A 25,932-nucleotide genomic window follows, 5' to 3' on the forward strand; every position below is an offset into this window, starting at 1 on the left:
TTTCCCTCTTTGCGTCCTCTTCTTGACCAACACTACCCTACGACCGTTGGCTTATTTGCAGAAGGACATAAATCCGCTAGTTCGCAAGCAACGCAGACGGGAGAACGGGCTTTACAAATGGCACGACCGTGATAAATCAGTCGAATTGACCAGTTTTCCCAATCTGGTTGCGGTAATAAAAGCATCAAATCTTTTTCAATGCGAATGGGGTCTGTATGCTCAGTTAAACCCAAACGTTGACTGAGGCGGCTAACGTGAGTATCTACCGTCACGCCAGCATTAATGCCATAACCATGAGCGAGGACTACATTTGCTGTTTTCCGCGCCACGCCTGGAAGTTTTAACAACTGTTCCATTTGGTTGGGAACAACAGAGTTAAACTCGCTAACAATCATCCGACAGGCGGCTTGAATATTCTTGGCTTTGTTGCGATAAAATCCTGTGGAACGCACCAAATTTTCTAACTCATCTAAGTCGGCGATCGCTAAACTCTCAGCATCAGGAAACCGACTAAATAATGCTGGCGTTACTTTATTTACTCGCTCATCAGTACACTGAGCCGAGAGAATCGTTGCCACCAACAATTGTACTGGTGTTGAGTAGTTCAAAGAGCAAGTCGCATCTGGATAAAGACGCTTCAGGCGAGAGAGAATTTCTACCGCCCGTTGCTTTAAAGATAAAACTTTCTTTTCCCTACTCCCCACTGCCAATTCTCCACTCCCTACTTTCACTGGAGTAACTTTTGTACCCACTCTAATTGACTAGTTAATTGGGTAGTTTCTTTCACTATTAGAAAAATCCCTAGTCCTAAGAGTAGCACCAAACCTGTTTGCATTACACCTTCTTGAATTCGAGGAGGCACAGGTTTACCGCGCAGGCCTTCAATTAGTAGAAAAGCGAGTTGTCCGCCATCCAAAGCTGGTAAAGGCAAAATGTTAATAATCGCCAAATTAATGCTAATAATTGCCGCAAAAGATAACAAATTTGTGCTATTATCAGCAGCTAATTGTGCCCCGATTTTGACAATATTAACTGGGCCAGAAACTTGTCCTACAGTTTGTTGAAAATTGGTAATTAACTGGCCAAAACCGCTGAGTGTTCCCACAAATAATTGTTGAAACCTGTTAGCAGCAATGCCAAAAATTTCAAAAGGACTATTAGGACGACGATAAACGGCTGTAGCATTTGGGCTAAGTGCTACACCTACAACACCTTTACCATCTGCTCCTAGTTTTGGTGTTAATTTGAGCGATTGTTGTTGATTTTCGCGCTGAATTTTGAGTTCTATTTGCTGATTGGGATGAGTTTGAATTTCTTTAGTCAGCAAAGCAGTTGATTTATCAGAAGCGGGAAGTTCCTGACCGTTGACAGCCAGAATAATATCTCCTTCTCTAATTCCTGCTTGGTAGGCAATAGATTCTTGATTAACAGGCTGTACGATGACACCAGCTTTATAGTTTAATTTTTCAGGAATACCCACAATACCCAATTGCAGAGCCAGTACTAAGTAGGCAAATATTAAATTTGCGATCACCCCGGCACTGATGACGATCGCCCGGTCTAAAATTGGACGGTTACGCAGCAGATTTGGGTCATTGGGTGGAACATCGCTATCTGGGTCATCATCCGGGAAGCCCACAAAGCCACCCAAGGGAAAAGCGCGGACAGCATATTCAGTTTGCGATCCTTGATACTTAAAAAGAACCGGGCCAAAACCCAAAGAAAAACGGTTAACGAGAATACCTTGAGAACGTGCTGCAACAAAATGTCCCAACTCGTGTACCAAGATCAGAACAGCCAAGACTGCGATCGCTGCTAAAACTGACATAAAGCAAATTAGTGAAGATATTAAGCTATGGTTATCTCCATTCTAATTGGGCATTGGGCATAGGGCATGGCGCGGAGGAGACAAGGAAGACAAGGGAGACAAAGGAGACAATAACTCCTAACTCCTAACTCCTAACTTAGAACTCCCCATATCCAATGCCTAATGCCCAATGCCCCATGCCCAATTACAGCACTTCCCGCCCCAAGTACGGTTGCAGCGCTTCTGGTATCCTCACTGTTCCGTCGGGTTGTTGATAATTCTCCAAAATTGCTGCCATCGTTCGTCCCACTGCCAAGCCCGAACCGTTGAGAGTATGCACAAACTGGGTGCCTTTCTTCCCCGCCTCTTTGAAACGAATATCAGCCCTTCGCGCCTGAAAGTCTACAGTATTAGAGCAGCTAGAAATTTCACGGTATTTGCCAGAAGAAGGCAACCAAACCTCTAAATCGTATGTTTTAGCAGAAGCAAATCCCAAATCTCCACTACTGAGATTCATCACTCGATAAGGCAAATGCAAAGCCTGTAAAATTGATTCTGCACTCCCCACTAATTTTTCTAGTTCATCAAAAGAACTGCTGGGTTCGACAAATTTCACCAGTTCCACTTTGTTGAATTGATGCAGGCGAATTAAACCCCGCATATCGCGCCCATAACTACCAGCTTCCCTACGAAAACAAGGCGTATAAGCACAGTGGTAGATAGGCAAATCTTCAGCGGTGAGAATTTCGCCCCGATAGAGGTTAGTAACTGGAACTTCGGCTGTAGGAATCAGCCACAAGTCGTCATCAGCACATTTAAAGCTTTCTTCTGCAAACTTAGGTAACTGACCAGTCGCCGTCAATGAGTTGGTATTCACCAACAGCGGTGGACTAATCTCCACATACCCAGCTTGAGTATGAACGCGCAGCATAAATTGAATTAATGCCCTCTCCAGCGCTGCACCAGCACCTATCAATGTCACAAAGCGGCTTTGGGCAACTTTCACAGCTCGCTCAACATTGAGAATACCTAGCTTTTCAGCTATTTCCCAATGAGGAAGAATATTCGGATTTTGGGGAAGATACTCATCACCCCAACGCCGTACTTCTACGTTATCTTGTTCACTCTTGCCAATGGGTGTAGAGTCGCTTGGTAAGTTGGGAAGTGCTAAAACAAGCTGGGCAATTTCAGCTTTGAGGTCTTTTTCTTGGGGTTCTAGTTCGCTCAATCTAGCTTTGACAGAGTTACCTTCATCGCGCAAAGCTTGGATTTCTGGGTCTTGAGCATTGATACCAGACTTGAGCTTTTGCCCGACAATTTTACCAATTTCGTTGCTACGGGCTTGCAGTTGACTGCGCGTCCCCTCTAATTCCCGTTGTTGTCGGTCTAACTGTAATATCGGTTCAATGTCGTATTTACCACTACGACTGTTCAATCTTTCTTGAACTAATTGCGGATTTTCCCGTATTTGCTTGATATCCAGCACAGATTTTTCTCAGTTTTTAGCCTATTATCTTCATGCCAACACCCCAGCATATACTGATTTTGCCTTGCCATGAGCAGAAAAGCAAACATAAAAATTTTGCCCTGCCAATCTTGCCAGGGCAATAAAAATTTAAATCCAAAATCTTAAATCCAAAATTAGTGTTAATCCTCTGATTTTCTAGACTCCCCAGCACTGGCAGGTGAAGGTAGCCAGTAGGCAAGTACACCGGATAAACCACTCCAGTACACTGCTTGGTTTTGGCTATTCTGGCGCTCCATAAATATTAGGGAACTACACAATCCAATCATTAGGGTACTAAAAAATACTTGTATGCCAAATTTCCAAATTTCTAATCTTTTCATAGTGCAAGACTTCCAATCCAGATTAATTTCATCCGATCGCAGTTCAGATATCATCTTGTAGGTGGATGTTAATATGAGCAACTGGTGTTAGTCTTCACGTTGTATTTTGAAAATTTCGGAAAAGCACTAGGAATACATTTGAATTATTTGGTATGTAACCTCCTAAGAACGGAAGAAACTCATATAAAAAATTAGTAAACACGAGTATGGATTTTTAGCTGAATTTTTGGTATAACTCGCCTCGATTACGGTTTGTTGATGCGATTAAGTAGCCAAAGGGACGCCACAAGACCTGCAAAGTGGGCTGAGACAGTGTTAGTGTTTGCCTGTACAACAAGCATATCTAGACCGCTAATAATTCGAGTTGGGTCAAAAAATTGGGTAGTTATCGCTTGGGGAGATATAGATCTTGCCACCAGCGTCCCAACAATAGCTTGCGCCCCCAAAAGAGTCACCAGCGTTCCCCCTAAATTCACCCACAGTCCTAAGCGTAACACTTGCACAGTCTCGCTTTTCCGAGGGCGGTTGCTGGGATTGGAGGATTCCAGTTGCCTACCAATTCTGGTATAACGGTAAGCTAAGTAAATTCCCACACCTAAAATCACCAATCCACAAACGGCTAAAAATACGCCAAAGCCAGTCCCAGGATTATTACTAGGACTGCCAGCTCTTTGACTAAAGATGCCAAACAGCAGCACAATTATGCCAGAAACAACACCTAGTACTAGCTGAATCCAAAAGCTAATCCAACCTGCAAGGCGAAAGGTTTGGGCAATTGCCCTGAGATTAGAGGAAGAAGATGGGGTATCAGGAGTTTGTGACATACTAAATCACCAATGTGCTAGGTGCTTTTAAAGAAGGCAGGGAATAGGGAATGGGAAAGTAGGGAGATGAAGGAGCAGGGGAGCAGGGAGCAGGGAGAAAAGAGGTCATTTACGACGAAATATCAAGAATTATCCGTCCTCTAGAGATGTTGCAATGCAACGTCTCTACAACTAATCCACATCATGCATAATTTTTAATTCTTCCCCTTGCCCCCTGCACCGTCCCTCTGCCTCTTGTGCCTAATACCCAATGCCCCATTTTTTTTAAGGAATTTACTATCACATTTACCAGATACCGCAAGAGGATCTCAAGCCTAAAAAATTATTAATAGTTACTACCCAGGTATGTTTACAAATTTAGGAGTTTGAACTTAAACATATCCTCTAGCTGAAGTTTTTAAAATTTGCATTGGGAAAATCACTGTAAAAAAAAGTGTTTATTAAGTTCTACAGACAAAATAGCATTTTACCTGTAAAATTTCTTCGATGGCATCTTATTGCTTAAGCAGTTCTAATAAACTCGGCATCGCTTAACACCAAAACAGTGACTTCCCCACTGTCTGTTCCCTCCTCACCATACCTGATTTAGCTTGGGTCGGAGCATACTATCTTGTACCCTGAAACTCACGAACTATTCCCACAACTTTAAAGGCGTGGGTAATTATTTGGTGTTTTCGCTTTGGAAATCTAGCTTAAGTAGCTTTATATATTACTCATTTAAGAGTAGCAGTATATACTGACTACGAGGATTGTAGACCTTACCCTAAGGCATTTTTTTAGCCATTCCCTAACCATGAAACTTGAGGATATATATCAATTCTTTGAAAATCCTCCGCCAACTTACCTTTGTCAGGAATTAGCAGTTTGTTACATACTGTCTATTTTGTTAGAAGGTGAATCCTACGGCACCGAGTTAATTCAACGATTAGAAACTGAATATCCTACCTATCGGCTTTCGGATACTGTACTTTACAGTGCAATCAAGTTTCTGGAAGACGAAAGGGCAATTAATGGATATTGGAAAAAACTCGAAGGACGGGGACGCCCCAGGCGGATGTACCAAGTTTCTCCAGAATGGCAAGTTCAAGCGCAGAATTTAGCTTTTCTTTGGCAAGACTACATCAACGGGCGAATAAAGTAACGAATCATTGATAATGAATAAGTCTCCTCCAGTCAAACAATAACAATTAGTTATGGATACTCCTATTCTGCCATCTACCTTGCTGCTAACCTTGTTGTTATCGGTTGGGCTGTTTTTCTTTATTCGTGCTTCGACTAAAGACCGTACAGAGACAGCGCACTTAGTATCCGAACAAGACGAAGCAGCTTTCATGTCTCAATTAAGAGAGTATTTTCGATCGCGGTCTTACCGAGTGGCAGCGGTAGACCGAGAACAAAACCAAGTGACTTTTGAAGGTAATGTTCGCCCTAGCTGGTTCTTAGCTATATTTCTCACCCTACTGGCAGCTACTGGTATTGTTTGCCTGTCACTAGTGGTATACCTACTTTTTCCTAACCTGAGTAGGTTTATTCTAGCTCTGGTGCTGCTGTCACCTTTGAGTGGTGTTTTTTATTGGAAAAAATCTGGAAGACTTGAGAAGGTGTTGCTCAAAGTGGAAACAACTCAGAGCGAACAAACCCCCTCAAGTAAGGTTACTGTAGTTGCCCATCGAGATGAACTCACCCAGTTACGGAGGACTCTACAGTTAAAGGCTGGTGAATAATTGTTGGTTTTTATGACCATCTCTTAACTTATGAGGTGTTCCCTTTCTGACCTGACCTACTCTTGAGGCAATGAAAAGTGGTAAGGAGTAAATCAAGAATGCTGCTTTGCCAATTTTATCCATAACTTGTGTTGTGGCTAAAAATTTGAATTCATTTCAATTCTTTGACAGAGCTTGTCTTCCAATGTATTTGGATAAGAGCGCAACTTCACTAGCGCTTTTGGATGCGCTTGGCTCTAATATCCGCTCCTGCGTACATCTTTTAAACAAGTACCAAACCATGCAAACTAGCGTGGTTTGACACATATTGACTTTTCAAATGCCCAGAATAGGTTGACTGGCAAATCACCTACAAACTAAAAAAAAATTAAATTTTGCATAAACTTAGCAATTTTGCCAGTTAATTAATAGTCAAGGGCCACATTCAATGCCTGAGATGACCAATTTCTTATCGAGCAGTTAAAGCAAGGGTTTCTTGACCTGTGGGAGCCTCTAAAGTCCTCAGGCTAGGAAACAAGAAATGGTTTTCCTCTACGTATTGGGCACCAAACAGTCCCTTTTCTGCCCAGAAATAGCGGTCTGTGGTGTGTTCGTTTCGCTTTACGAGTAGAAGTGCCGGTGGCAAGATACCTTCAGCTTGAATGAACCTTCTCGCTGCTGTCACAGGTTTTTCTTCACCACTCTCGATGCTATATTGAGGCACATGTTCCAGAATGCGCCGTCCTTCCTGACGACGACGACTTTTTCTTTTGCGTCTCCTTGCCAACCTATTGTCCTCCTCTTTCAAGCTATAGATTGTAGTGATAGCTACAAAATCCGTCGTAATTATAGAAGTTCTAGTTCAAAAAATCAATAGTTTTTTAACTTTCGAGCCAATAAAATTAATATCTTTAGAGGTATAGATAAAACAAAAGTTTCTCAGGATAATAATCCGCTGGTACAAAACATCACTCAAAAGATTTCAGTTAAGCTGTATTAAAACAATGAGGTAAAAACTAGCCATCCTCTCTTAATCATGCCTCATAATCTGTAATCTTGAGCAAAAGCTAAAAAATGTTAATGTCTGCCAGTTCTGATTTTCTTGCTCTATGCCGAGAGCAAATAGCACTGCTGGCCCAAGGGCTGGGAGCAACTTTAAGTATTGTGTACCTAACACAAGAATTAGTAGAAACTCCCTCTGGTGAGGCAAAACTGATTCCTGTAATGATTTATCCGGAAACAGCATTATTACCACAAGCAGAGGAAAGTGCCGCCACATTACCTAAGCAGCTTCGAGTTGGTAATGCATTGGTATTACCCAACGATCGCCAAAGGTTATTAACACCAGGATTGGATTCTTCAACTTCGTCGCCGGAATATGAGATACCGGATGCGTCCGGGCCTCATTTACAAGAGGAATATTTACTCAGTGGCAACCAAATTGTTTTACCTTTGGTCTATGAAGGTGTGATGATGGGGTTGCTAGTAACTGGTAGAAAAGACCGAGAATGGAATGAACGCGAGCAAAGTCAGATTCAACACATAGCCCAAACACTAGCGATCGCTTGCATTTTAGATCAGCGACGAGCATGGTTACAACACCAACTCCACGAACAACAAATTCTTCAAGAAAAACAACAGGATTTGTTAGATAACCTGTTGCATCAGTTTCGTAACCCATTAACAGCATTACGGACTTTTGGTAAACTTTTATTAAAGCGATTGCGACCGGCAGATACTAATCGGGATGTGGCAAGTAGCATCGTGCGAGAAAGCGATCGCCTACAAGAATTACTCCAACAATTTGAGCAAGTAATTGACTTAGCAGGCACAGATTTAGAACCACTACATCTGCCAGATGAAGTATTTTTAGAAGCAACTGTGCAAAAAGATGCCAAGCCGCCCCTTTTATTGCCGGGAACCGGAGATAAAGCTGTTGATTGCTCGGTAGCAGATATATTAGAACCATTATTAATATCAGCTAAAGCAATAGCACAAGAGCGCAAACTAAAACTGATAACCGAATTTAAGCACAATTTACCCTTAGTACGTGCCAACATCAAAGCATTACGAGAAGTGTTAAATAACATCATCGATAATGCATTGAAATACACTCCTAGTGGTGGTAGAATTTTGATTCGGGCTGGCCAACAAAAAGGTAATTTTCAAGGAATTGTTATCAGTGACAACGGCCCTGGCATTCCGGCTGAAGATTTAGAGCATCTTGGAGAACGACATTACCGGGGCGTACAAGCGCAAACAGAAATTCCCGGTACAGGTTTGGGGTTAGCGATCGCTAAACAGTTAATCGAACAAATGCAGGGCGAAATCGAGGTTTTCAGCCCTGCAATCAACTCTAAATTAACTTCACCGAATAGGCCGGGAACTACATTTATTATTTGGCTACCAGAAGTTGAGAGTTAGTCGTTTGTCCGTTGTCCGTTGTCATTTGTCCTTTGTAAATACTAATGACCAACGACTAATGACAAATGACTATTTGAGTGAAACCAACAAGTTTTGATTGATTGTCATTTGTAAATCGGTATTTGGGTCGATTGCGATTAAGTCAACACTATTTCTACCGAAGAATAGACCAATCAACGCACCGATGCCAGCACCACCCAGAACTTCTTCTGTGGCGATGGCGCGATCGCCCGTGACAGCAGACACCGCAGCGGCGGCTCCTGCGCCCAAGACAGTATCCTTAATAATCGATCCGGCACTAGTACCCTTTTTGACGGTTTCAGTCTTGGTAATCACTTCAGAACTAGCGTTAAGTTGATATTCTTGACCTGTGGTCAAAACTAGTTTTTCAGCAACGAATTGAGAACCGCCTGTAGCAGGTTTGAGTTGACCGATAACTTGGCTACCAGCAGGAATCACCACAGATCCATCTTGGGTAACCACGCTTTGGGATACAGTCAGCGTCAAAGGTGCTGTTTCGTCCTTGGTGACCAGAATTTTTTCTGCCTTGTCATACTTAACAGGGATAGCAGTTCCTTGAGGAATGGTCACAGATACAGGCGTTGGGGTAGTATCTCCAAGAGCTACGATGTAGGGCGAGTTAATTGCTGAGGCTTGATTAGAACTAACCAATGCTTGGTAAATAAAAGCTGCTACTTGGGCGCGAGTCGCGGTTGCAGTTGGATTCAGGAACTTCACATTTGGATAGTTGACTACGATTTGCTTCTCAGTTGCCGCTGCAATTGGGCTGCGGGCGTAGCTAGCAATGTTAGAAGCATCGTTGAAGTATTGCAGAGTGCTTTCGGTATTACCGCTAGCACTATATTCCAAACCGTTAGCGAGGGAAACTAAAACCTGTTGGCGGGGAATAGCTTGGTTAGGCTCAAAGCGATTGCCGGGATATCCTGATAAGAAACCAATGGTATAAGCTTGCTGAATGGCGCTGTATGCCCAATAGTTGCTAGGCACATCAGTAAAGCTGATTGGCGATCGCTGTTGTGATTTTTGGAAAGCTTTGTTCACCATAGCAGCAAATTGAGCGCGTGTTACTGCTTCTTCAGGGCGGAAACTACCATCAGGAAATCCGGCAATTACACCTCGTTGTGATAATTGTTGAATAAATGGTGCTGCCCAGTAATTAGATGAAACATCAGAAAAAGTAGTTTGAGCAAAAGAAGGTGCAGCTGTCACAAAGGGTGCTACAGTTCCAACTGTGACGCTTAAAGCCATAAGTGCTGCTGTTCCAGATTGCCAACGATTTAAAGTAAACATTGCTTTTTTACTCCATTAAATTTATTTTTTTACTGTTAATTTATTAGACAATTTCTGAAGTTTGATGTTCCCATTAATTTAGATTTTTTCTAAACAATATTCCTTGAATAATACGACTAAAATCAAAAAGATCTGTCAAAATATCTAGACAGTAGATAATAGACTAATTAGCCTTTTAGCTATTAGCTCCGACCGCTAAAGCAAGTTTCAACGAAGTGAAGTATACAACGGTTCGTCTGAGATGTATGTGGAAAGCTTGTTTAACTTCTAGAGCCTGAATTATGCTGTAATTAGTCCCAAAAGTCTAGATAGTTGTTAAGACGATGCAGAGATAGAATAGTTGCACGGAAATAGATTTTTTGAGGTTAAAAATGAAGGCGATCGCACACTATAGTTAGAGTGGCGATCGCCTATTGATTGATGATTAAATTCACAACTTAAATCAAGTTAAACCTATTAACGGTATAAGGTTAAGTTAGAATTCAGCGTCAGCCTCAAATCTTGTGCAGGTCTAATAACAAACGCATTCGTTTCTTTTTTCCGCAACAGGACGCTTGCTCCTGCACCCGCAGCCGCACCAATCACAGGTTTTAAATCATCAACTCTGTTATTACCAGTAATTAGTGAACCCAAAAGACCAGCACCCGCACCAATACCTGCATCAGTTAACACTTGACCTGTGCTAGGCCCTTGTTTCACTCTTTGAGTTGTGGTGTATGTCCGAGAAGTTGCATTAATCGACTGACGGCGACCATTAGAAAATTCTAATTCTTGGGCTACAAATCGCACGCCTTTTCCTTGGTTATCATCATCTCTTGAATAACCATCTAAATCGACAGGTTCTAGGCGTCCAATTACTTTGGTACCAGCGGGAATTAAGACGTTTCTATTCCTGTCAGTAATGTTAGAGCTGATTCTCAAGGTTATAGATTTACTTTCTCCAGGAGCAATAGTAATTGTTTCTTTTTCGTAGTTAACAGGAAGATTCACTCCAGAAGGAATTGTCACGTTTCCATATTGCCCAACATTGTATTGTGCATTAGCAGGAGCAAAGGGAATCATTGGGGCAACGACGGTGGTGGTAACAGCCATTGCCATGAGTGCAGCAGTTCCAGATTTCCATCGATGTAGATGAGCCATAGGTGAGTTGACCTTTATGTATGTGATATGTGTAATGACGAGGGTTTACTGAGTTTGTTTCAGACTATTCTTGAACATGACTTTAGTCATATTCCGAAGGTAAAACCACTTAATTTGACTAGAAGTATGTGCGTAAGCGTAGGCATTCGGAAGTGTAAATTGTCATAATTTTTACTCTCCTAATCTGCGTTACTAAGTAGGAGGCAAGATACTCTCAATGACGCTAAATTAGTTTAATTGTTTCCCGACTTTGTTTTATTGCTTACGTCCAGATACTTAACGCCATTGCGAACTATTACTTCCATTATATAAGACTTGTATTTGCTTTTTTATCACTCGAAAAGCTTCTTTTCCATTCCCTATTTCCTATGACTTACTCGCTACTAAGCCAAGCAAGCTCAAAAATGAAAGCCGATTACTATATATTATTTACTAGGGCGTGGAAAATACTTTCTCTTTCCTTTAGAATTGCGAGAGCCAATTTGTAGAGTAATTCCTGATGGAACCGAGTCAAGCGCAATATTTAATTATTAACGCATTGACTACCCTAGATTTACTCGGTAATAGATTCTATGATGAAGATAGTGGCAATTGGTATATAAATACGCCCACCCAAGTCTTGCCGATTGCTATGATTTTGCAAAATTGTGATATTGTTCCGACTAATTGGGACTTGTAATTATGGCAAATTGGACTGAAGAGCAAAAACAAAAGTATGCAAGGTTCCAAGAAATTTTAGAAATTGGTAAGCAGCGTTATGTAGAAGCTGGTGGTAATCCTAGACATTATCGAGCAGGTTTCAAAGGTCAGGATTACTTGACAGATGAAGAGAGGAAAGAAGCAACCAGAATCATGCGACAAATGTTTGGTATCTCTATCGCCAATGGTTATGTTTATTGTCAAGGGCGTTCTTGGCAGTTACCTGAGAATTTAGCATTAGATAAAAAGCAAGTGGAAGCTGATTCTTAAATTAGTAGTTTTAGCAACTGATGTAATACTTGAATTATCTGTGAAAGACAAAAATAAACTATCTGCTAAATGAGTGTTTAAGATAGCTGCTGGCGCTGTTTAATCTCTGCGATCGGTAATAGCAAAGTATCTTCTATTTTTTGTCGCACTTCACGGCTAACATAACAATCACTATTACTGTTGCAATAATTCATCTATTCCCAACCTTTGTCGCCCAATGATTTTTTCCAAAATATTAACGCTAGTGTAAATGTCATTCAAGCCGATGGGTTGAGCCATATCTAGTACCCGCATCGCGCCGCACCGTTCTTGAATGCTAGGTTTTATCTTTTCGCGTACTTTTTGGACAATCGCATCAATATTAATGCTCTTCTCTTGATTTACCTCTGATTCACTGGCTGGTTCAGCAACTATTTCTTCCCACTCTAAATCTAGCCTGTCACAAATTTGGATAAAGAGATTGCGGTCAACAGGTTTACCTGTAAAGAATTTTCCTACTGGCTGGCGAGTTACTTCTAGCTCATCAGCTAATGCTTTTTGAGTTAAGGAATAACGAATTAAAGCTCTTTTTGCTTTTTGGATACCTTCTGGAGAACAGCAAAGCGATCGCCCACTCATAACCTAACAATTACACTTTTGCTGATTTTAACTGCCAATTTGGCAATTCATCCTCATCGCATACACAATTCACTCATTTTGCAAGCTTGTAAGCAATCAGGCGGCTGCAAAGATACTGGTGTGACAATTCAAATAATTTGGGGAATCTATAATGTTGTCTAAAAAATTTCCTTCAAGAGATGAAGTACTGGCTGCTGTGACTTTGATTATGGTAATTGGCTCTCTAACACTTGCAGTCATTGACGAAAAGAGTCGGCCACAATTTTTAGATTTAACAAAACTTGCTGTGGGTACGTATATTGGACTGTTGATACCTCGATCTAGGTCAAGCGATCGCGATCGCCATTAACCACTTCACAACAGTAGGACGGGCGATTTACCCATCCCATCAAGATATTCTTAGGATTTGCTAATCAGTAGCGTTCCTGGGGTTTCTTTTTGGCGATCGCCTGTTTTAACATTTGTGGCAGCCAAGAAAGATAATAATATAGTTGGTCTGCGTGACTATACAGCGATAATAACTTTCCTTGATTTAATAAAGTATTTGCTCGGACTGATTTGAGTATTTTTCCAGATTTATCTTGCGTCCAATTTGGGATTGAACCGCTAACAGAATACTTTTGTAAATGTGGAGGTAAGCGCCAGTTAATTTCAGGATCTGGTTGATGTATTACCGGTTCAACATTTCCCCGCCATGCAACTCCCATGATTTGCATAGTTTGATATACCATTGTCTTCCAGCCTTTGTTTTTCAAATAGTCCAATCCTTCACCAACATCGGGAGAAGCTAAATCGTGAAATAAAATTAATGCATCTGGTTCGGCAAATTGTTCGCAAATCATTACATCATTGAGTGGTGCTGGTGTTTCGTGGTGACCATCTATAAATATCAATGACCATTTACGTTGAAATTTATTTGCTAATTCTTCTACTGCTTGGGGACTATATCCTGGTATGAGATTTACAGATTCCTTGACGCCGGCCGACTTGAGCGAATCTGTGACGCTTTCATAAAATAATTCTGTGGATAGCATCGGATCGATAACATCTAGCTCAACTCCTCCTAAAGCTAGATGACAAGCTGACCAACCCATCCAACAGCCTATTTCTAAAGCTTTCTTACCCTGAAATTTTAAGGCTGTATTGTAAAGAATATGAGCTTCATCTCTGCTAACAAATCCTGTACCCGGCTGTCGCCGATCTACGTACCAGTTGTGAGGAATATCACGCCGCAGATAAAACCAAAAACTATCGTATGTATTTCCCAAAATCATATTAGGAAAACATGAATCTGGCTGAATAATGGAAAATCCTGGTGAAACATAATCTCCCTCTGGCAATAATTCGCCTTTTATTACTTTTACTGTTTTTTCAATCATCGGATTACTGCCTGAGCTTTTGAAATTTTTGGATTTTTACGCAATACAACTTCACCAACTTCTCGAAAAGCAAACGCAAAACGTTACTAATGATGTGGCTGGTTTAGCAACTTGGAAAACAGCAAAGCGATCGCCAGGATATCATCTCAGCACTACATTTGTGCTGATTTTTACTGCCAATGCGGCGATTTATCCCCATCGCATATTGAGCTTCCTCATTGCTCTAGGTAAATATATTGGACTGTTGATACATCGTCAAGTAATAGTTAAGGGAGTTGGAAGTAGGGAACCCAGTTGAGAACGAGTTAGTTCAAAAATCAAATAGAAGTTCCATATACTAAGTTGGTTCAGATATAGCATCTAGCAATAAAGAATATGGCTAACTAATATCCTCCTTATCTCTTGATTTTTTATTCTCCGTCAACACGAGAAAATAAAGGGGAGTTTCCAAGACTGTTTAATTTTTTCCGAATAGAGCAAAAATTATTCATGCAACAAGAAAAATTCACTCATAAAATTGTAAATTTTTGTAAATTTGATGTCTTCAGGACTAGAAACCTGATATCTAGATAGCTAAACTAACAAACAGTGCATCTGTACTCTTAATGATTAAAAGTAGATGTGGCGCCATAGCGTGAATGATCCCAGTACAACTTATCCTCAAAAACTTCCTTAGTTACCGTGATGCAACTTTAGATTTTCGTGGTTTGCATACGGCTTGTATTTCTGGTTCCAATGGTGCGGGTAAATCTTCTCTTTTAGAAGCAATCACTTGGGCAATTTGGGGTGAAAGCCGCGCCAGTGCTGAAGACGATGTTATTTATTCTGGTGCGAAAGAAGTCCGAGTTGATTTTATTTTCCAAAGTAACCAGCAAACCTATCGGGTGATTCGCACTCGAATTCGGGGAGCTAGTAGCGTCCTGGAATTTCAAATAGAAACACCTTCTGGATTTCGCCCGCTCACCGGCAAAGGGGTAAGAGCAACCCAAGATTCGATTTTAGAACACATTAAGCTCGATTACGATACTTTTATTAATTCCGCCTATCTGCGTCAAGGTCGTGCAGATGAATTCATGCTCAAACGGCCTACCGAGCGCAAAGAAATTTTAGCAGAGTTGTTGAAACTCAATCAATACGATGATTTGGAAGAACGGGCAAAGGAATCTTCTCGTCAATTCAAAGCACGGGCGGAGGAATTAGAGCGTTCTTTGGATTCGATTAAAATTCAGCTGCAACAACAAAAGACAACCGAGGCGCAAAGAGAACAGTTAGAAGCTGAACTCAATCAATTACAACAAGTACAAGCTTTTGACAATATTCAATTACAAAGTTTGCAAGTTGTCCAGCACCAGCGCCAAAACTGGGAACAACAACTGAACTTTGTCAAGCAGCAATATCAAAATCTTAATCAAGATTGCGATCGCCTCCAACAAGAACAGTTAGCGGTTGGCTCTCAGCTATCACAGATAGAAAAAATCTTACATCAAGAAGCTGAAATTAAGGCTGGATACGCCCAATATCAAAGTCTGCAATCTCAAGAAGAAGCGATGAGCGCCAAATTTGAAGAATACAGCCGCGCTGGGCAAAGTCGCCAACAAAAGCAACAACAGCTTACCAAACAAATTCAGGAAATCGAACGCCAACTGCAACAAGCCCAAGCCCAACTCGAAGCTTTGCAGCAACAAGAGCGAGAAGTTCAGCAAACTCTCACCAAATCCGGTGAAGTTGAAGCTGCTTTATCCCAACTAGGCGCAGCACGTCAGCATCTCGCTCATTTAGACCAGTTGCAAATGCAGGTGACTCCTTTGTTGCAACAACGAGCAGCTTTACAAAGCCAATTAGATCGGACTCATGTCGGTTTAGTGGCACGGCTCGAACAATTGCAAAATACAGAAAACCAATTGCAACGCCAGCAACGACGCCAACCACAATTGCAACAAGCGGTGATGGATGTCGCAATCCAAATTGAAGAATTGGATAAAAAGCGGGTTTATTTGCAACGAGTCCAGGAAAAAGGGCAAGAAAGGCGTCATTTTCTCGAACGTCTGCAAGCTCATCAACGCGATTATGAAAAACTGCTGGGAGAATTAGAGCAAAAATTGCAAATGCTCCAAAATCCCAATGCTCTTTGTCCCTTGTGCGAACGTCCACTAGACGAACATCATTGGAGCCGGGTGGTAGAAAAAACCCAAAATGAGTTGGATGATACTCAAGGGCAGTTTTGGGTCGTGCGGGAACAAATGGCTGTTTCAGATAAAGAAATTCAGGTTCTCAGGCAGAAATATCGGGAAATTTTGCAGGAATTGGCGATTTATGACGGTTTGCGCGAACAAAGGGGACAATTGGCGGCACAGTTAGAAGCGACAACTGATGTCCAACATCAATTAGAACAAATTGCCGCTGAAAAACAACATTTAGAGCGATCGCTACAAGCTGGTGATTACGCTCCCGAACAACAAGCCGAACTGCGAAAGTTAGACCAATATCTGCAACAAGTTAATTATAATGAACAAGACCACGCCCTAGCTCGCAGCGAAGTTGAGCGCTGGCGTTGGGCGGAAATTAAACAAAGTCAGATTAAAGACGCTACTAAGCGACAAGCACAGCTAGCAGCCCGGAAACCAGAAATACTAACTAGTATTGCCGAATTACAAGCCAGAATTCAGCTAGAACAAACTAACTCTGAATGTGCCAAACAAATTGCGGCTCTGGAACGGCACATTGTTGAAATTGGCTACAGTTCGGAACTGCACAACAACCTCCGTATAGGTGTTAAGCAAGCTCAATCTTGGCATTTGCGGTATCAGCAACTTTTAGCAGCCAAGCAGCAGTATCCCCAACTCCAGGGGAGATTGCAAGAACTAGAAGAATCTAGAGGTGTCAGAATAACGGAGCGACAAAAACTTGCCAACCAAATCGAAAGCATAATCGAGCAACTACAAGCAACAGCCAACCCATCTGTCCAAATTCAAGCCCTAGAGCAGCAGCTAGCAATACGCAGGCGCCAACTCGACGAGCAAATTGCCAAGTTGGGGCGTTTAGAACAGTTGGCGCATCAACTCCAAACGCTGCAAATTCAATACGAACAACAGTACAAACAATTACAATCTTGCAAGCACGAACAGCGCGTTTATCAGGAATTAGCGCAGGCTTTTGGTAAAAATGGCATCCAAACATTGATGATTGAAAATATCTTGCCGCAACTAGAAGCTGAGACAAATCAATTACTTTCGCGTTTGAGTGCGAATCAATTTCACGTACAATTTATTACTCAAAAAGCTGGGCGTCATGGGAAATCAACTAAGAAAAATGCCAAGTTAATAGACACCTTGGATATTTTAATTGCCGATTCCAGAGGAACGCGGGCTTATGAAACTTATTCTGGTGGAGAAGCTTTTAGAATTAACTTTGCTATCCGTTTAGCCTTGGCGAAATTATTAGCGCAACGGGCGGGGGCGGCGTTGCAATTGTTGATTGTGGATGAAGGTTTTGGAACGCAAGATGCTGAAGGATGCGATCGCTTAGTTGCAGCGATTAACGCGATCGCTTCTGATTTTGCTTGCATTCTCACTGTCACCCACATGCCCCACCTCAAAGAAGCTTTCCAAGCTAGGATTGAGGTGAATAAAACTCAGCAAGGTTCGCAATTAAGTTTGTCAATTTAATTGGTTGACTGTTGACGGTTGTTAATGCACTATGCACTTGATTTTGAATTCTGACTCCTTCTTCAATTGTATTTAACTCGTGCATCCAAACCATAGGAGCGGAGAATTTTTGTTACTCTTTCGGCTTCGGCGCGATCGCTATATGCTCCAGCATTCACATAATCTCCCAGGTTTGATTGCTCTGCCACAGCATGAGGTATATATTGTTGTACTTTAGTGAGAGTATCATTACTGAAAATTGGCACGATAACTGTATAGCGAGGGTTACCAGCTAAGATGTTACCGTTAGTTTCAGATGAGAAATAGCCATTAGTAACGGGTACTACATTGCGGTTGGTTTCAGTATAATTACTTACATTTGAGTTATTCAATCCTAATGCTTCCCAAGTTTGCCAATCTACATTTCCAGTAGAATTGAGCCGAGAAGATTGCTGGAATGCCATTACAGAGTCTCTAGTACGATCGCTGTAATAGCCATCAGAATTGGCATCAAAAAAGCCCAATTGCCATAAACGGTCTTGAACTAATCTGACATTATCAGAGCGATCGCCAACAGTGAGATAATTTCTTGCTGGTTGTTGAGTAGCATATCCACCAGCTGAGGCTCTACGTACTGCTGCCAAAACTTGGGCATTGGCTGTGCCATTGACTGGTAGTTTATAATCTTGTTGAAAGTTGGCGATCGCTTCTCTGGTAATTGGGCCAGTAGTCCCGGTGGGATTAGCTTTAAAATAACCTAGTTGTCGCAAACGCTCTTGCAGTTCTCTGATTTGTTGAGCCGAAAGACTCGATTTAGCTTGAGTCTGAGAAGAACCTAGTAGTGCGTTCCAAGTTTGCCGATTAACAGTTCCAGTAGCAGATATACCGGCATTCCGCTGGAATGCAATCACAGCATCTTTAGTAATTCGCCCAAAATTTCCTGTAGGATTAGCATTAAAATAACCGCGCTGCTTGAGACGCTGTTGCAACTTGGTCACGGCTGCACCAGTGCTACCTTGAGAGAGAGTAGGATATTGATTTACTGCCGATGGCGAATTTCGACTAACATTCCTACTAGAGGTTTTACTCTGACACGCTCTTTGCAACGCTCTTTGAGTACTAGGCCCTATAAACCCAACAGCAGGTAATCTATTGGCTTGCTGAAATTTTATGACAGCATTCTGAGTCAAAGTAGCAAACTTGCCTGTCACCGGGCCTTTAAAGTAGCCTAACTTTTTTAAACATCTTTGGCTATTGGCAACTTGTGAATTATTACTTCCAATTTTCTGAACTGCTAAAACTTCCCCAGCAACGCTAATAATTCCCATAGCCAATGCTACAGACAACAGACGCATCGCAGCAGAGCTAGGTAAATTTTTCCAATTCAAAAATTTTAAAATAATCGGCAGATGAACAACCTTGATACTTTTAGATGCCTCAAAGGCTGAGGCTCGCTCAGTTAAAGAGCTATCTACCCCTGTTTTCACTTGTTTTGTTCAAGTTATGACCATACAAGATTATACCATTTACTCTGTGTAATATTTATTTTTGTATGATTCTTTACAACTAATTGATATGGGGAGTGGGGAGTAGGCAGTGGGGAGGTGGGGAGACAAGGGAGACAAGGGGGACAAGGTGGACAAGGTAGCCATCTTTCTTCCTTGTCTCCTCCCTCTCCCCTGTCTCTCCATGTCCCATGCCCCATGCCCAATGCCCAATGCCCCAATACCTATTGTTCATCAGTTTTTTCAGTATTACCTGCTTTCACCCAACCTTCTTGTCCGCTATCTTCCAAACGGATTTTTTGCCAAGCTTTATCTTCGCTTTCTTCCAAGACAATAATTTTTTGATTAAAAGCAACGCCACCAATGCGTTCGCCGTCTTGATTTGGTTGTGCCCGCAAACTTAAACCTTCAGCCCAGCTCACACGCCCTCGGTAAGCTCCTGATGGCAATGGTGTTGGGGATGGGGTAGGTTTAGGTGATTCAGTAGGGGTGGGTGTGGGAGTTGCACTGGAAGGTGATTTAGTGGTGCTTGGTGTAGGGGTGGGTTTACCTCCAGGCTCAGTTGCTTTTGGAGCTTGGGCTTTCACCGAAGGGCTGTCATTGGAGAAAATCGGTTTGGCAGGGGGTATGCCGGTGCGATTCATGAAATAGAGTGCAACTGCAACACCACCACCAATTAATACAGCGATCGCTAAGAAAAAGCCAAGTATATACTTTATCAAGCCAGAAAACATAATTAATACCTGATTATCTAGGGGTCAATCAATTTTAGATTTTGGATTTTGGATTTTGGATTGTAAAGAGACCACAAAGGGATGCAGTGTGGTCTATTCCAATCGATTATTCTAGCTGCCACTCTGTTATACCAATTTGCAAAATGAATGCAACAGATGGATTGATAGAACCCTTTAATACAGAGAAATCCCTAATCCAAAATCGTTCGACTGAGCGTAGCCGAAGTCTAAAATCTCAAATCCAAAATCGCATCAGCGTAGCTTGCCGAAGGTATCGCTTAAAGGACTGTGTTTCGATGCTAAACGCGCTCTCCCCGCAGCAGCCCATTCTTGAAGTTGCTGAATTTGCTCTACAGCGGTTCGTGCTAAGGGGATAATTTGACTGGCAGCCTCTAAAATATCGTCTTTAGTAAAATCGCGGTTTTGGCTAAATCCAATGTGCATAGCTTCAATTAAAGTTTGCTCAATTTCTGCCCCAGAAAAATCCGGTGTCTCATAAGCTAACCTATCGATGTCATAACTTTTTAAGTTGTGGGGGCGCAAGCGAGATAAATGAACGTTAAAAATTGCTTTTCTCTCTTCTTGGGTAGGCAAACCGACAAAGAAAATTTCATCAAATCGACCTTTCCGCAGCATTTCTGGCGGTAGGGCTTGGATATCGTTGGCGGTGGCGACGACAAACACAGGTGAGGTTTTTTCGGCTAGCCAGTTAATAAATGTGCCAAACACGCGGCTAGTAGTGCCTGCATCACCTTTGCTACCAAGCCCCGAAAAGGCTTTATCTATTTCATCAATCCATAAAATACATGGGGCAAGGGCTTCAGCTACCTGAATCATTTGGCGGGTGCGAGATTCCGACTCGCCCACCAAACCACCAAATAACCGCCCGACATCCAGACGTAGCAGGGGTAAATGCCAGTGATGAGCGATCGCTTTTGCTGTTAACGATTTGCCAGTTCCCTGAATACCCACCAACATTAAACCGCGGGGGTGCGGTAATCCGTACTGCCTTGCCCGTTCGCTAAATGAGCCTCCCCGACGGATCAGCCAATCTTTCAAGTTATCCAGTCCGCCGATATCAGAAATTTGCTCTGTGGCGGGGTAGAAGTCCAGGATTTGGGTTTGGCGGATAGTTTGGCGTTTTTCTTCCAAAACCAGATCTACGTCTTCTGGCTGCAATTCTCCGTGGCTAGCGATCGCTCTTGCCAAAACCCGCCGAATTCGTTCCATCGAAAGTCCTTGACAAGAGCGCACCAAGTCATCTAAAACTTTTCCAGAAAGTGAGTTCCCAGTAGCTTGCAGCAAGCGTTCTACCTCAGTTTTAATTTCTGGGGCATTGGGTAAGGGAAATTCGACGACTGTCAGCACTTCGGTTAAATCGTCAGGAATGGCGATGCGCGGCGACAGCAGTACAATATTTTTTGGTTGCGACTTCAGGAGTCGGGCGAGGTTGCGGAGTTTGCGGGCGATCGCCACATCTTCTAAAAAGCGATGATAATCTCGTAAAATCAAGACTGCTGGTGCTGAGGCTGGTAATTTTTCCACAAATTCCAAAGCTTGCAGCGGATTACGCCGCCCAAACCCCGCATCATTAGGATTTCCCTGGTAACCATCGACAAAATCCCAAGTATACACTGGGCGATTGCCTTGGTTTGCTGCTTCTTCTCGGATAGATGCTTCTACTCGTTCCTCTTCGTATGTAGGAATATAAATCAAGGGGTAGCGGGCGCGTAGTAGTAGTTTAAACTCATCACGGAAACTCATAGACTCACTCCTATCAATCTGATGGACTCCAGTTTTTTAAAATTTAAAAATAAAATACAAAAGTTTTTTCAACTTTAATTACTGTACTAATTCCTACTGTCTCTATTGTTTAAATTTATCCAATAATTTACCTACACAAGAAAACCCTCCAAATAGGAGGGTGTGAATTAGAATTTACCGATTTAACAAGCTTATTCCTGGTCTCAGTGTAAACCAAAAGCTTTCCAATCAGTATGACTAAACTGAAAATGTCAGATAAGCTAAACTGCGTCTACTTTGAAACCTCTAGTTTTTCAGAATCGGATTTTATTCCCAAATCCTACACTTTTCCCTGTTCCCTCAACTCTATTGCCTTTTAAAAAACTTCAGTTCTTTGGATGAGGTTTAACTTCAATTATAAAAAAATAATTTGCAAAAACATAAATTAGAAACCCGATTTCTTGAAGAATTCGGGTTCTATATAAATCTCATGAATTAATTGAGAAAAATATTAGATAACTTACTGTCCGGGAAGTTGCTTTTTCAATGCTTCCAAACCAGCCCAACGATTATCAACTGGAGTTTCAGAAGTATCACAACTATCAACAATAGTACTTGGAGGAATACCTGGACAATTGCGATCGCACAATTGGCGTTGAGGTATTGCTAGGCACATCTGCTCGTACAGCCATTCGCTGGGATAAAAATAACCATCTGGTGGTAAACTTTCTACCAAATCTTCCATAGTTACTTCCCTTTCTAAAGGCAAGTCTTTTACCTGATTTGCAGTTTCATCTAACCAGATGATTTCTTTAGTATCAATCCCCAAGCGTTGATTATATTGCTGCAAACAGCGGTTGCAGGTACAAGTAATAATAGTTTCTGCCTGACCTGACACTTGCAAATAATTACCATGATGCTGCACGCGTACACGACCGCGAACTGGCGTCAAAGTTTCCAGACCAGGCAGAAATTCCTTAACTTGAACTTCCTCTGTCCGCTCCGATGCTCTAGTTAGCTGCGGAATATAAATTGCGTCCATAGGATTTGTGAGACATCCTCACGAAAATTTATCTTGATTATCAGCAATTGGTCTGATAGTACGTTTTTTATTTTATCTCTTAGGGATAATAGAAATTTTGAAATTATGTCGTTAGAGTTCTCGATTAACTCCTAACCCATGTACAGACGCGATTAATCGCGTCTCTACTCCTAATCCCTAACTTACTCCAACGCAGCCGGACGCACAACCAAATGACGATGTGGTTCTTTTCCGCGACTGAAGGTTTCCAAATCTCCAAAGTCTTTCAAGAAAGTATGAACTTGACGCCGTTCCGCAGAACTGAGAGATTTAATTTCCACTTCTCTACCAGAAAAGCGCACTTCATCGGCTGCTGCTTCTGCTAATGCGCGAATTTCGGCTTGTCTTTTGACACGGTAGCCATTCAACTCAATGGTGTAAGATGCTTGTCCTTCCTGGGATTGGCTCAAGTTGAGAACCGAATTTGCTAGATACTGAATTGCATCTAGCGCAGAACCATCGGGGCCAATTAATACCTGGATTTGTTCTGGCGTCAAATTCGTTTCATCAATTGTCAACCAGTAACTATCTGATTCTGGTAAATCATCGTCTTGAGGTTGGGCAGCTTCTAAACTACCGTGAATCTCAGTAGATATCCCACTGAGTTCCAGCAGTGTTTTTAACCACTGCTGACCTCGCTGCATGGAAATATTGCTCATGAACCCCCTGTAGCCTTTTTCTTAGAACTTTTCGGCTCAGTTTTCTTAGAACTTGCTGGCTCAGTTTTCTTAGAACTTGTCGCCTCAGTTTTTTTGGAACTTGTCGGCTCAAACGGCAATGCTTTTTGTTCTTTACCTGCTTCTTTTTCTTGAGCGTCTACGATTTTTTGCAGTTCTTCTGGTAATGGTTCGCGGGAGAGAATGTAGGTTTGCAATGTCTGGAAAATATTACCAATCACCATATACATCAGTACCCCAGCTGGTAGGGGGAAGAACAAAAACATTCCAGAAAAAATGACTGGAGTGATTTTGTTAACTGTATCCTGGTTGGGATTGCCACCGCTGGAATTTTGCCCGGAAAGCATTTGGCTGACATAAAGGCTGATTCCAAAGAAAACAATCATGGCGACGATATCCCAGTGGATTGTGCCATCTGGATCTTGTGCGCCAACTCTACCTAAAGCATCAATAAATAAAAACCCTTTATCAGCTGCTAGCCCAGGAATTGTTCCTTGAATGGTCACTTCTCCAGGCTGCAAGGCTTCTAAATTGCCTTGGGCATCGATTTTTACCCTTTCTTCGCCTTTGGTGACTTTCCACTCAGGAATCAGCTTAGTTTCTGGGTGTTCTGCTAAAAGTACCTGAAATGGTTTGCCCTCAACGGTCTGATATTGTATTTTGGTTTGTTCGCCCACAGCGAGTTTGTTACCGCTGGGAAGAATTGCAGTTACCTTAACGTGTTCGCCATCAGCAATGTAGATATTTTGAGGAGGAGTGGCAAAGGCTTGCGGTTGAATTTGTTCGATTTGTTCTGCGGGAAAGACTTGCAAGTTAACGCTGTAGTTCGCACCTGCAAAAGGCGAACCGCGCAAAGTGGCGAACAGCGCTAATAAAACTGGCATTTGGATCAGCAACGGAAAACAGCCAGCCAAAGGATTGCCAAATTCTTTTTGGACATTGACCATTTCTTCCTGCTGCTTTTGCGGATCGTCTTTAAAGCGCTCTTTGATTTCTGCCATCCGCTTTTGCATCAGAGGTTGTACAATTCGCATCTTCCGCATATTGCGAATTGAGCCAGCACTCAGGGGATAGAGCGCAAAGCGGACTATCAGTGTCAAAGCAACGATCGCCAATCCATAGCTAGGAAAAATACCATAGAAAAAATCTATGATTGGCAGCATCACGTTGTTCGAGAGAAAGCCGATACCAAAATCCATTATTCTGAATTTAACCTGAGTTACTGTAAACTGACTGAATCTAATTTATCTAAATCATGACTTATGTGCGACTGTCCTTTGCTACGGATAGCCGCACAATTTTTTTGGGCATTGGGCATAGGGCATTGAACATAGGGCATTGGGCATTGATTATTCCCCGCGTCCCTGTGTCTCCCCATCTCCCCATCTCCCCATCTCTCCATCACTTATTAGCAGCAGCGCTATATTGGGGATTTTTCGCAGCAATTTTTTCATTAATGTAGTCATACACTTCCCGAAAATTGGGAATCGCACGCAGTTCCAGACGGCTGCCATTTTTCAGGGTTAGTACCATATCTCCCCAAAGACCTATGCCGCGTGGGACTTTGACAACTTTGACAATTTCTGAGTAAATTACGTCAGTGCGATCGCGTCCCTGCCAACCTCCTGTTACGGTAACTCGGCGATCGGTGATGCGGAAGCGCAGCCATAATGCTCTGACAATTGCCCCGACTGTCAAGGGTATGCCAACAACGGTTAGCCCAATTAGCAGGTTTATAATTAGATCCCCAATATGGGGGCCGCCTTCATAATAAACTTCTTCACGAATGCCCATCGAACACCTCGGCTTGTGCCAACAACTGCTCTAATTCTTGCAGAAATTGTGGGCTTACGCACTTAGATTCTGCTGCTGTAGGTTTAACAACCACCACTAACCGCCATCCTGGTGACAATTTCGGCAGTAAGTCATACAAAGCAGCAGTAATTTGCCGTTTTATCCGGTTGCGAACCACTGCTCTTTTGCTGACTTTTGTGCTAATCGAAATGCCAATTTTTATGCTGGCAAGATGCCCTGAGTCAATTGCTTGTTTAGTCTCAGTGGCGGCATCCAAAGAAGGATTTATTAAAGATAAAGGTTTTAAGGCTCTCAATGTTAAATAAGAGCCATGACGCCGAATTCCTTCGCGGAAAACTGCCTGGAAATCTTTTCGGGATTTTAACCGATTTGCTTTGGGCAAAGCCACAGATACTGTATACCGCCCTAAACGCTCAGACGATGACGCCCCTTTCTTCTCCTAGCCCTGATTACATTTCTGCCATCTGGTGTCCGCATCCGAGCGCGAAAACCAGAGGTTCTTTTTCTCTTGCGACAAGTACCGCCCAGCGTTCTTTGCATACTATCCTCCTGTTGGCTGATTTTTAGAAAAACTCACAATCTCTAATTTTATCACTTTAACAGGGAATGGGAAATAGGAAATGGGGCATTGGGCATAGGGAGAGGGAAAGGGAAAGGGGAAAGGGGAAAAGTTAAATTTATTCCTTTTCCCTTTAACCTTTAACCTTTTC

General features: G+C 42.2%; 27 protein-coding genes. 8 read left to right on the forward strand and 19 right to left on the reverse strand.

Annotated elements, in window-relative coordinates; all coding sequences use genetic code 11:
• Positions 1-32 precede the first annotated feature (32 nt).
• The 5 genes from nth to NSTC745_RS09045 all read right to left on the reverse strand — a co-directional run bounded on the left by nth (position 33) and on the right by NSTC745_RS09045 (position 4,479).
• Positions 33-731 (reverse strand): endonuclease III, encoded by a 699-nt coding sequence (gene nth / locus NSTC745_RS09025; RefSeq protein WP_445636845.1) that lies wholly within the window; start codon positions 729-731, stop codon positions 33-35.
• Positions 728-1,828 (reverse strand): RIP metalloprotease RseP, encoded by a 1,101-nt coding sequence (gene rseP, locus NSTC745_RS09030; protein WP_445636846.1) that lies wholly within the window; start codon positions 1,826-1,828, stop codon positions 728-730. Before rseP ends, nth begins: the two co-directional genes overlap by 4 nt.
• A gap of 184 nt (positions 1,829-2,012) precedes the next feature.
• The gene (gene serS / locus NSTC745_RS09035) at positions 2,013-3,293 is read right to left on the reverse strand and encodes a serine--tRNA ligase (RefSeq protein ID WP_445636847.1); all 1,281 of its coding nucleotides are present in this window, start codon (positions 3,291-3,293) and stop codon (positions 2,013-2,015) included.
• Between the two features lie 161 nt (positions 3,294-3,454).
• Entirely contained in the window at positions 3,455-3,655 is a 201-nt protein-coding gene (locus NSTC745_RS09040; protein ID WP_445636848.1) for a hypothetical protein, read from the reverse strand.
• Positions 3,656-3,900: 245 nt separating this feature from the next.
• Positions 3,901-4,479 (reverse strand): DUF3611 family protein, encoded by a 579-nt coding sequence (locus tag NSTC745_RS09045; protein WP_445636849.1) that lies wholly within the window; start codon positions 4,477-4,479, stop codon positions 3,901-3,903.
• Between the two features lie 793 nt (positions 4,480-5,272).
• On the opposite strand from NSTC745_RS09045, the gene NSTC745_RS09050 reads away from it, so the two are divergent.
• On the forward strand, positions 5,273-5,620 hold the full coding sequence (locus tag NSTC745_RS09050) for a PadR family transcriptional regulator (protein ID WP_445636850.1): 348 nt from the start codon (positions 5,273-5,275) through the stop codon (positions 5,618-5,620).
• 52 nt (positions 5,621-5,672) lie between these two features.
• Positions 5,673-6,203 (forward strand): cofactor assembly of complex C subunit B, encoded by a 531-nt coding sequence (locus tag NSTC745_RS09055; RefSeq protein ID WP_445636851.1) that lies wholly within the window; start codon positions 5,673-5,675, stop codon positions 6,201-6,203.
• A 448-nt stretch (positions 6,204-6,651) separates the two neighbouring features.
• On the opposite strand, the gene NSTC745_RS09060 is transcribed toward NSTC745_RS09055, so the two are convergent.
• Positions 6,652-6,969: a DUF3155 domain-containing protein gene (locus NSTC745_RS09060; RefSeq protein ID WP_096534956.1), complete on the reverse strand. Its 318-nt coding sequence runs from the start codon at positions 6,967-6,969 to the stop codon at positions 6,652-6,654.
• Positions 6,970-7,256: 287 nt separating this feature from the next.
• On the opposite strand from NSTC745_RS09060, the gene NSTC745_RS09065 reads away from it, so the two are divergent.
• Entirely contained in the window at positions 7,257-8,606 is a 1,350-nt protein-coding gene (locus NSTC745_RS09065; RefSeq protein WP_445636852.1) for a GAF domain-containing sensor histidine kinase, read from the forward strand.
• A 69-nt stretch (positions 8,607-8,675) separates the two neighbouring features.
• Here NSTC745_RS09065 and NSTC745_RS09070 read toward each other — a convergent pair whose 3' ends face one another.
• On the reverse strand, positions 8,676-9,917 hold the full coding sequence (locus tag NSTC745_RS09070) for an S-layer homology domain-containing protein (RefSeq protein ID WP_445636853.1): 1,242 nt from the start codon (positions 9,915-9,917) through the stop codon (positions 8,676-8,678).
• Between the two features lie 456 nt (positions 9,918-10,373).
• Positions 10,374-11,057 carry a conjugal transfer protein TrbI gene (locus tag NSTC745_RS09075; RefSeq protein WP_445636854.1) on the reverse strand — a complete coding sequence of 228 codons (684 nt, stop codon included), beginning with the start codon at positions 11,055-11,057 and terminating at the stop codon, positions 10,374-10,376.
• A gap of 499 nt (positions 11,058-11,556) precedes the next feature.
• Between NSTC745_RS09075 and NSTC745_RS09080 the strand changes: the two genes are divergently transcribed.
• Both NSTC745_RS09080 and NSTC745_RS09085 read left to right on the forward strand, forming a co-directional pair.
• Positions 11,557-11,736 carry a hypothetical protein gene (locus tag NSTC745_RS09080; RefSeq protein WP_445636855.1) on the forward strand — a complete coding sequence of 60 codons (180 nt, stop codon included), beginning with the start codon at positions 11,557-11,559 and terminating at the stop codon, positions 11,734-11,736.
• Positions 11,737-11,738: 2 nt separating this feature from the next.
• Complete coding sequence (locus NSTC745_RS09085) at positions 11,739-12,026, forward strand: hypothetical protein (protein ID WP_445636856.1); 288 nt, start codon at positions 11,739-11,741, stop codon at positions 12,024-12,026.
• Positions 12,027-12,200: 174 nt separating this feature from the next.
• On the opposite strand, the gene NSTC745_RS09090 is transcribed toward NSTC745_RS09085, so the two are convergent.
• A complete protein-coding gene (locus tag NSTC745_RS09090; protein WP_445636857.1) occupies positions 12,201-12,644 on the reverse strand; it encodes a hypothetical protein in 444 nt (147 codons plus the stop codon).
• Positions 12,645-12,795: 151 nt separating this feature from the next.
• Here NSTC745_RS09090 and NSTC745_RS09095 point away from each other — a divergent pair, with 151 nt between their 5' ends.
• A complete protein-coding gene (locus NSTC745_RS09095; RefSeq protein ID WP_445636858.1) occupies positions 12,796-12,993 on the forward strand; it encodes a hypothetical protein in 198 nt (65 codons plus the stop codon).
• A gap of 64 nt (positions 12,994-13,057) precedes the next feature.
• Here NSTC745_RS09095 and NSTC745_RS09100 read toward each other — a convergent pair whose 3' ends face one another.
• Entirely contained in the window at positions 13,058-14,023 is a 966-nt protein-coding gene (locus tag NSTC745_RS09100) for a class I SAM-dependent methyltransferase (protein WP_445636859.1), read from the reverse strand.
• A 28-nt stretch (positions 14,024-14,051) separates the two neighbouring features.
• On the opposite strand from NSTC745_RS09100, the gene NSTC745_RS09105 reads away from it, so the two are divergent.
• The gene (locus NSTC745_RS09105) at positions 14,052-14,321 is read left to right on the forward strand and encodes a hypothetical protein (RefSeq protein WP_445636860.1); all 270 of its coding nucleotides are present in this window, start codon (positions 14,052-14,054) and stop codon (positions 14,319-14,321) included.
• Between the two features lie 340 nt (positions 14,322-14,661).
• Positions 14,662-17,688, forward strand: coding sequence for an exonuclease subunit SbcC (gene sbcC, locus NSTC745_RS09110; RefSeq protein WP_445636861.1), 3,027 nt, complete (start codon positions 14,662-14,664; stop codon positions 17,686-17,688).
• Positions 17,689-17,750: 62 nt separating this feature from the next.
• Here the strand turns inward: sbcC and NSTC745_RS09115 are convergent, their stop codons facing one another.
• The 9 genes from NSTC745_RS09115 to rpmH all read right to left on the reverse strand — a co-directional run bounded on the left by NSTC745_RS09115 (position 17,751) and on the right by rpmH (position 25,762).
• The gene (locus NSTC745_RS09115) at positions 17,751-19,154 is read right to left on the reverse strand and encodes a peptidoglycan-binding domain-containing protein (protein ID WP_445636862.1); all 1,404 of its coding nucleotides are present in this window, start codon (positions 19,152-19,154) and stop codon (positions 17,751-17,753) included.
• 242 nt (positions 19,155-19,396) lie between these two features.
• Complete coding sequence (locus NSTC745_RS09120) at positions 19,397-19,906, reverse strand: SH3 domain-containing protein (protein WP_445636863.1); 510 nt, start codon at positions 19,904-19,906, stop codon at positions 19,397-19,399.
• Positions 19,907-20,158: 252 nt separating this feature from the next.
• Entirely contained in the window at positions 20,159-21,670 is a 1,512-nt protein-coding gene (locus NSTC745_RS09125) for an AAA family ATPase (protein ID WP_445636864.1), read from the reverse strand.
• A 499-nt stretch (positions 21,671-22,169) separates the two neighbouring features.
• Positions 22,170-22,691, reverse strand: coding sequence for a YceD family protein (locus NSTC745_RS09130; protein ID WP_445636865.1), 522 nt, complete (start codon positions 22,689-22,691; stop codon positions 22,170-22,172).
• A 182-nt stretch (positions 22,692-22,873) separates the two neighbouring features.
• The gene (locus tag NSTC745_RS09135; protein ID WP_445636866.1) at positions 22,874-23,389 is read right to left on the reverse strand and encodes a Jag family protein; all 516 of its coding nucleotides are present in this window, start codon (positions 23,387-23,389) and stop codon (positions 22,874-22,876) included.
• Positions 23,386-24,606 (reverse strand): membrane protein insertase YidC, encoded by a 1,221-nt coding sequence (yidC, locus tag NSTC745_RS09140; protein WP_445636867.1) that lies wholly within the window; start codon positions 24,604-24,606, stop codon positions 23,386-23,388. Before yidC ends, NSTC745_RS09135 begins: the two co-directional genes overlap by 4 nt.
• A 202-nt stretch (positions 24,607-24,808) precedes the next feature.
• On the reverse strand, positions 24,809-25,201 hold the full coding sequence (locus tag NSTC745_RS09145) for a PH domain-containing protein (protein ID WP_445636868.1): 393 nt from the start codon (positions 25,199-25,201) through the stop codon (positions 24,809-24,811).
• Positions 25,188-25,610, reverse strand: a complete 423-nt coding sequence (gene rnpA, locus NSTC745_RS09150; RefSeq protein WP_445636869.1) for a ribonuclease P protein component — start codon at positions 25,608-25,610, stop codon at positions 25,188-25,190. Before rnpA ends, NSTC745_RS09145 begins: the two co-directional genes overlap by 14 nt.
• Before the next feature lie 17 nt (positions 25,611-25,627).
• Positions 25,628-25,762, reverse strand: coding sequence for a 50S ribosomal protein L34 (gene rpmH, locus NSTC745_RS09155; protein WP_073642693.1), 135 nt, complete (start codon positions 25,760-25,762; stop codon positions 25,628-25,630).
• Between the last annotated feature and the right edge of the window lie 170 nt (positions 25,763-25,932).

This window comes from Nostoc sp. DSM 114161 (assembly GCF_052692665.1).

Bases quoted from the DNA above. Each gene is read 5' to 3' on its own strand.
- sbcC (WP_445636861.1), top strand. From the start codon at position 14,662: ATGATCCCAGTACAACTTATCCTCAAAAACTTCCTTAGTTACCGTGAT.
- NSTC745_RS09125 (WP_445636864.1), bottom strand. From the start codon at position 21,670: ATGAGTTTCCGTGATGAGTTTAAACTACTACTACGCGCCCGCTACCCC.
- NSTC745_RS09080 (WP_445636855.1), top strand. From the start codon at position 11,557: ATGGAACCGAGTCAAGCGCAATATTTAATTATTAACGCATTGACTACC.
- NSTC745_RS09095 (WP_445636858.1), top strand. From the start codon at position 12,796: ATGTTGTCTAAAAAATTTCCTTCAAGAGATGAAGTACTGGCTGCTGTG.
- NSTC745_RS09130 (WP_445636865.1), bottom strand. From the start codon at position 22,691: ATGGACGCAATTTATATTCCGCAGCTAACTAGAGCATCGGAGCGGACA.
- NSTC745_RS09045 (WP_445636849.1), bottom strand. From the start codon at position 4,479: ATGTCACAAACTCCTGATACCCCATCTTCTTCCTCTAATCTCAGGGCA.
- NSTC745_RS09050 (WP_445636850.1), top strand. From the start codon at position 5,273: ATGAAACTTGAGGATATATATCAATTCTTTGAAAATCCTCCGCCAACT.
- NSTC745_RS09075 (WP_445636854.1), bottom strand. From the start codon at position 11,057: ATGGCTCATCTACATCGATGGAAATCTGGAACTGCTGCACTCATGGCA.
- NSTC745_RS09065 (WP_445636852.1), top strand. From the start codon at position 7,257: ATGTTAATGTCTGCCAGTTCTGATTTTCTTGCTCTATGCCGAGAGCAA.
- rseP (WP_445636846.1), bottom strand. From the start codon at position 1,828: ATGTCAGTTTTAGCAGCGATCGCAGTCTTGGCTGTTCTGATCTTGGTA.
- NSTC745_RS09135 (WP_445636866.1), bottom strand. From the start codon at position 23,389: ATGAGCAATATTTCCATGCAGCGAGGTCAGCAGTGGTTAAAAACACTG.
- NSTC745_RS09100 (WP_445636859.1), bottom strand. From the start codon at position 14,023: ATGATTGAAAAAACAGTAAAAGTAATAAAAGGCGAATTATTGCCAGAG.
- NSTC745_RS09085 (WP_445636856.1), top strand. From the start codon at position 11,739: ATGGCAAATTGGACTGAAGAGCAAAAACAAAAGTATGCAAGGTTCCAA.
- rpmH (WP_073642693.1), bottom strand. From the start codon at position 25,762: ATGCAAAGAACGCTGGGCGGTACTTGTCGCAAGAGAAAAAGAACCTCT.
- NSTC745_RS09120 (WP_445636863.1), bottom strand. From the start codon at position 19,906: ATGTTTTCTGGCTTGATAAAGTATATACTTGGCTTTTTCTTAGCGATC.
- yidC (WP_445636867.1), bottom strand. From the start codon at position 24,606: ATGGATTTTGGTATCGGCTTTCTCTCGAACAACGTGATGCTGCCAATC.
- NSTC745_RS09090 (WP_445636857.1), bottom strand. From the start codon at position 12,644: ATGAGTGGGCGATCGCTTTGCTGTTCTCCAGAAGGTATCCAAAAAGCA.
- NSTC745_RS09055 (WP_445636851.1), top strand. From the start codon at position 5,673: ATGGATACTCCTATTCTGCCATCTACCTTGCTGCTAACCTTGTTGTTA.
- NSTC745_RS09145 (WP_445636868.1), bottom strand. From the start codon at position 25,201: ATGGGCATTCGTGAAGAAGTTTATTATGAAGGCGGCCCCCATATTGGG.
- NSTC745_RS09040 (WP_445636848.1), bottom strand. From the start codon at position 3,655: ATGAAAAGATTAGAAATTTGGAAATTTGGCATACAAGTATTTTTTAGT.
- NSTC745_RS09070 (WP_445636853.1), bottom strand. From the start codon at position 9,917: ATGTTTACTTTAAATCGTTGGCAATCTGGAACAGCAGCACTTATGGCT.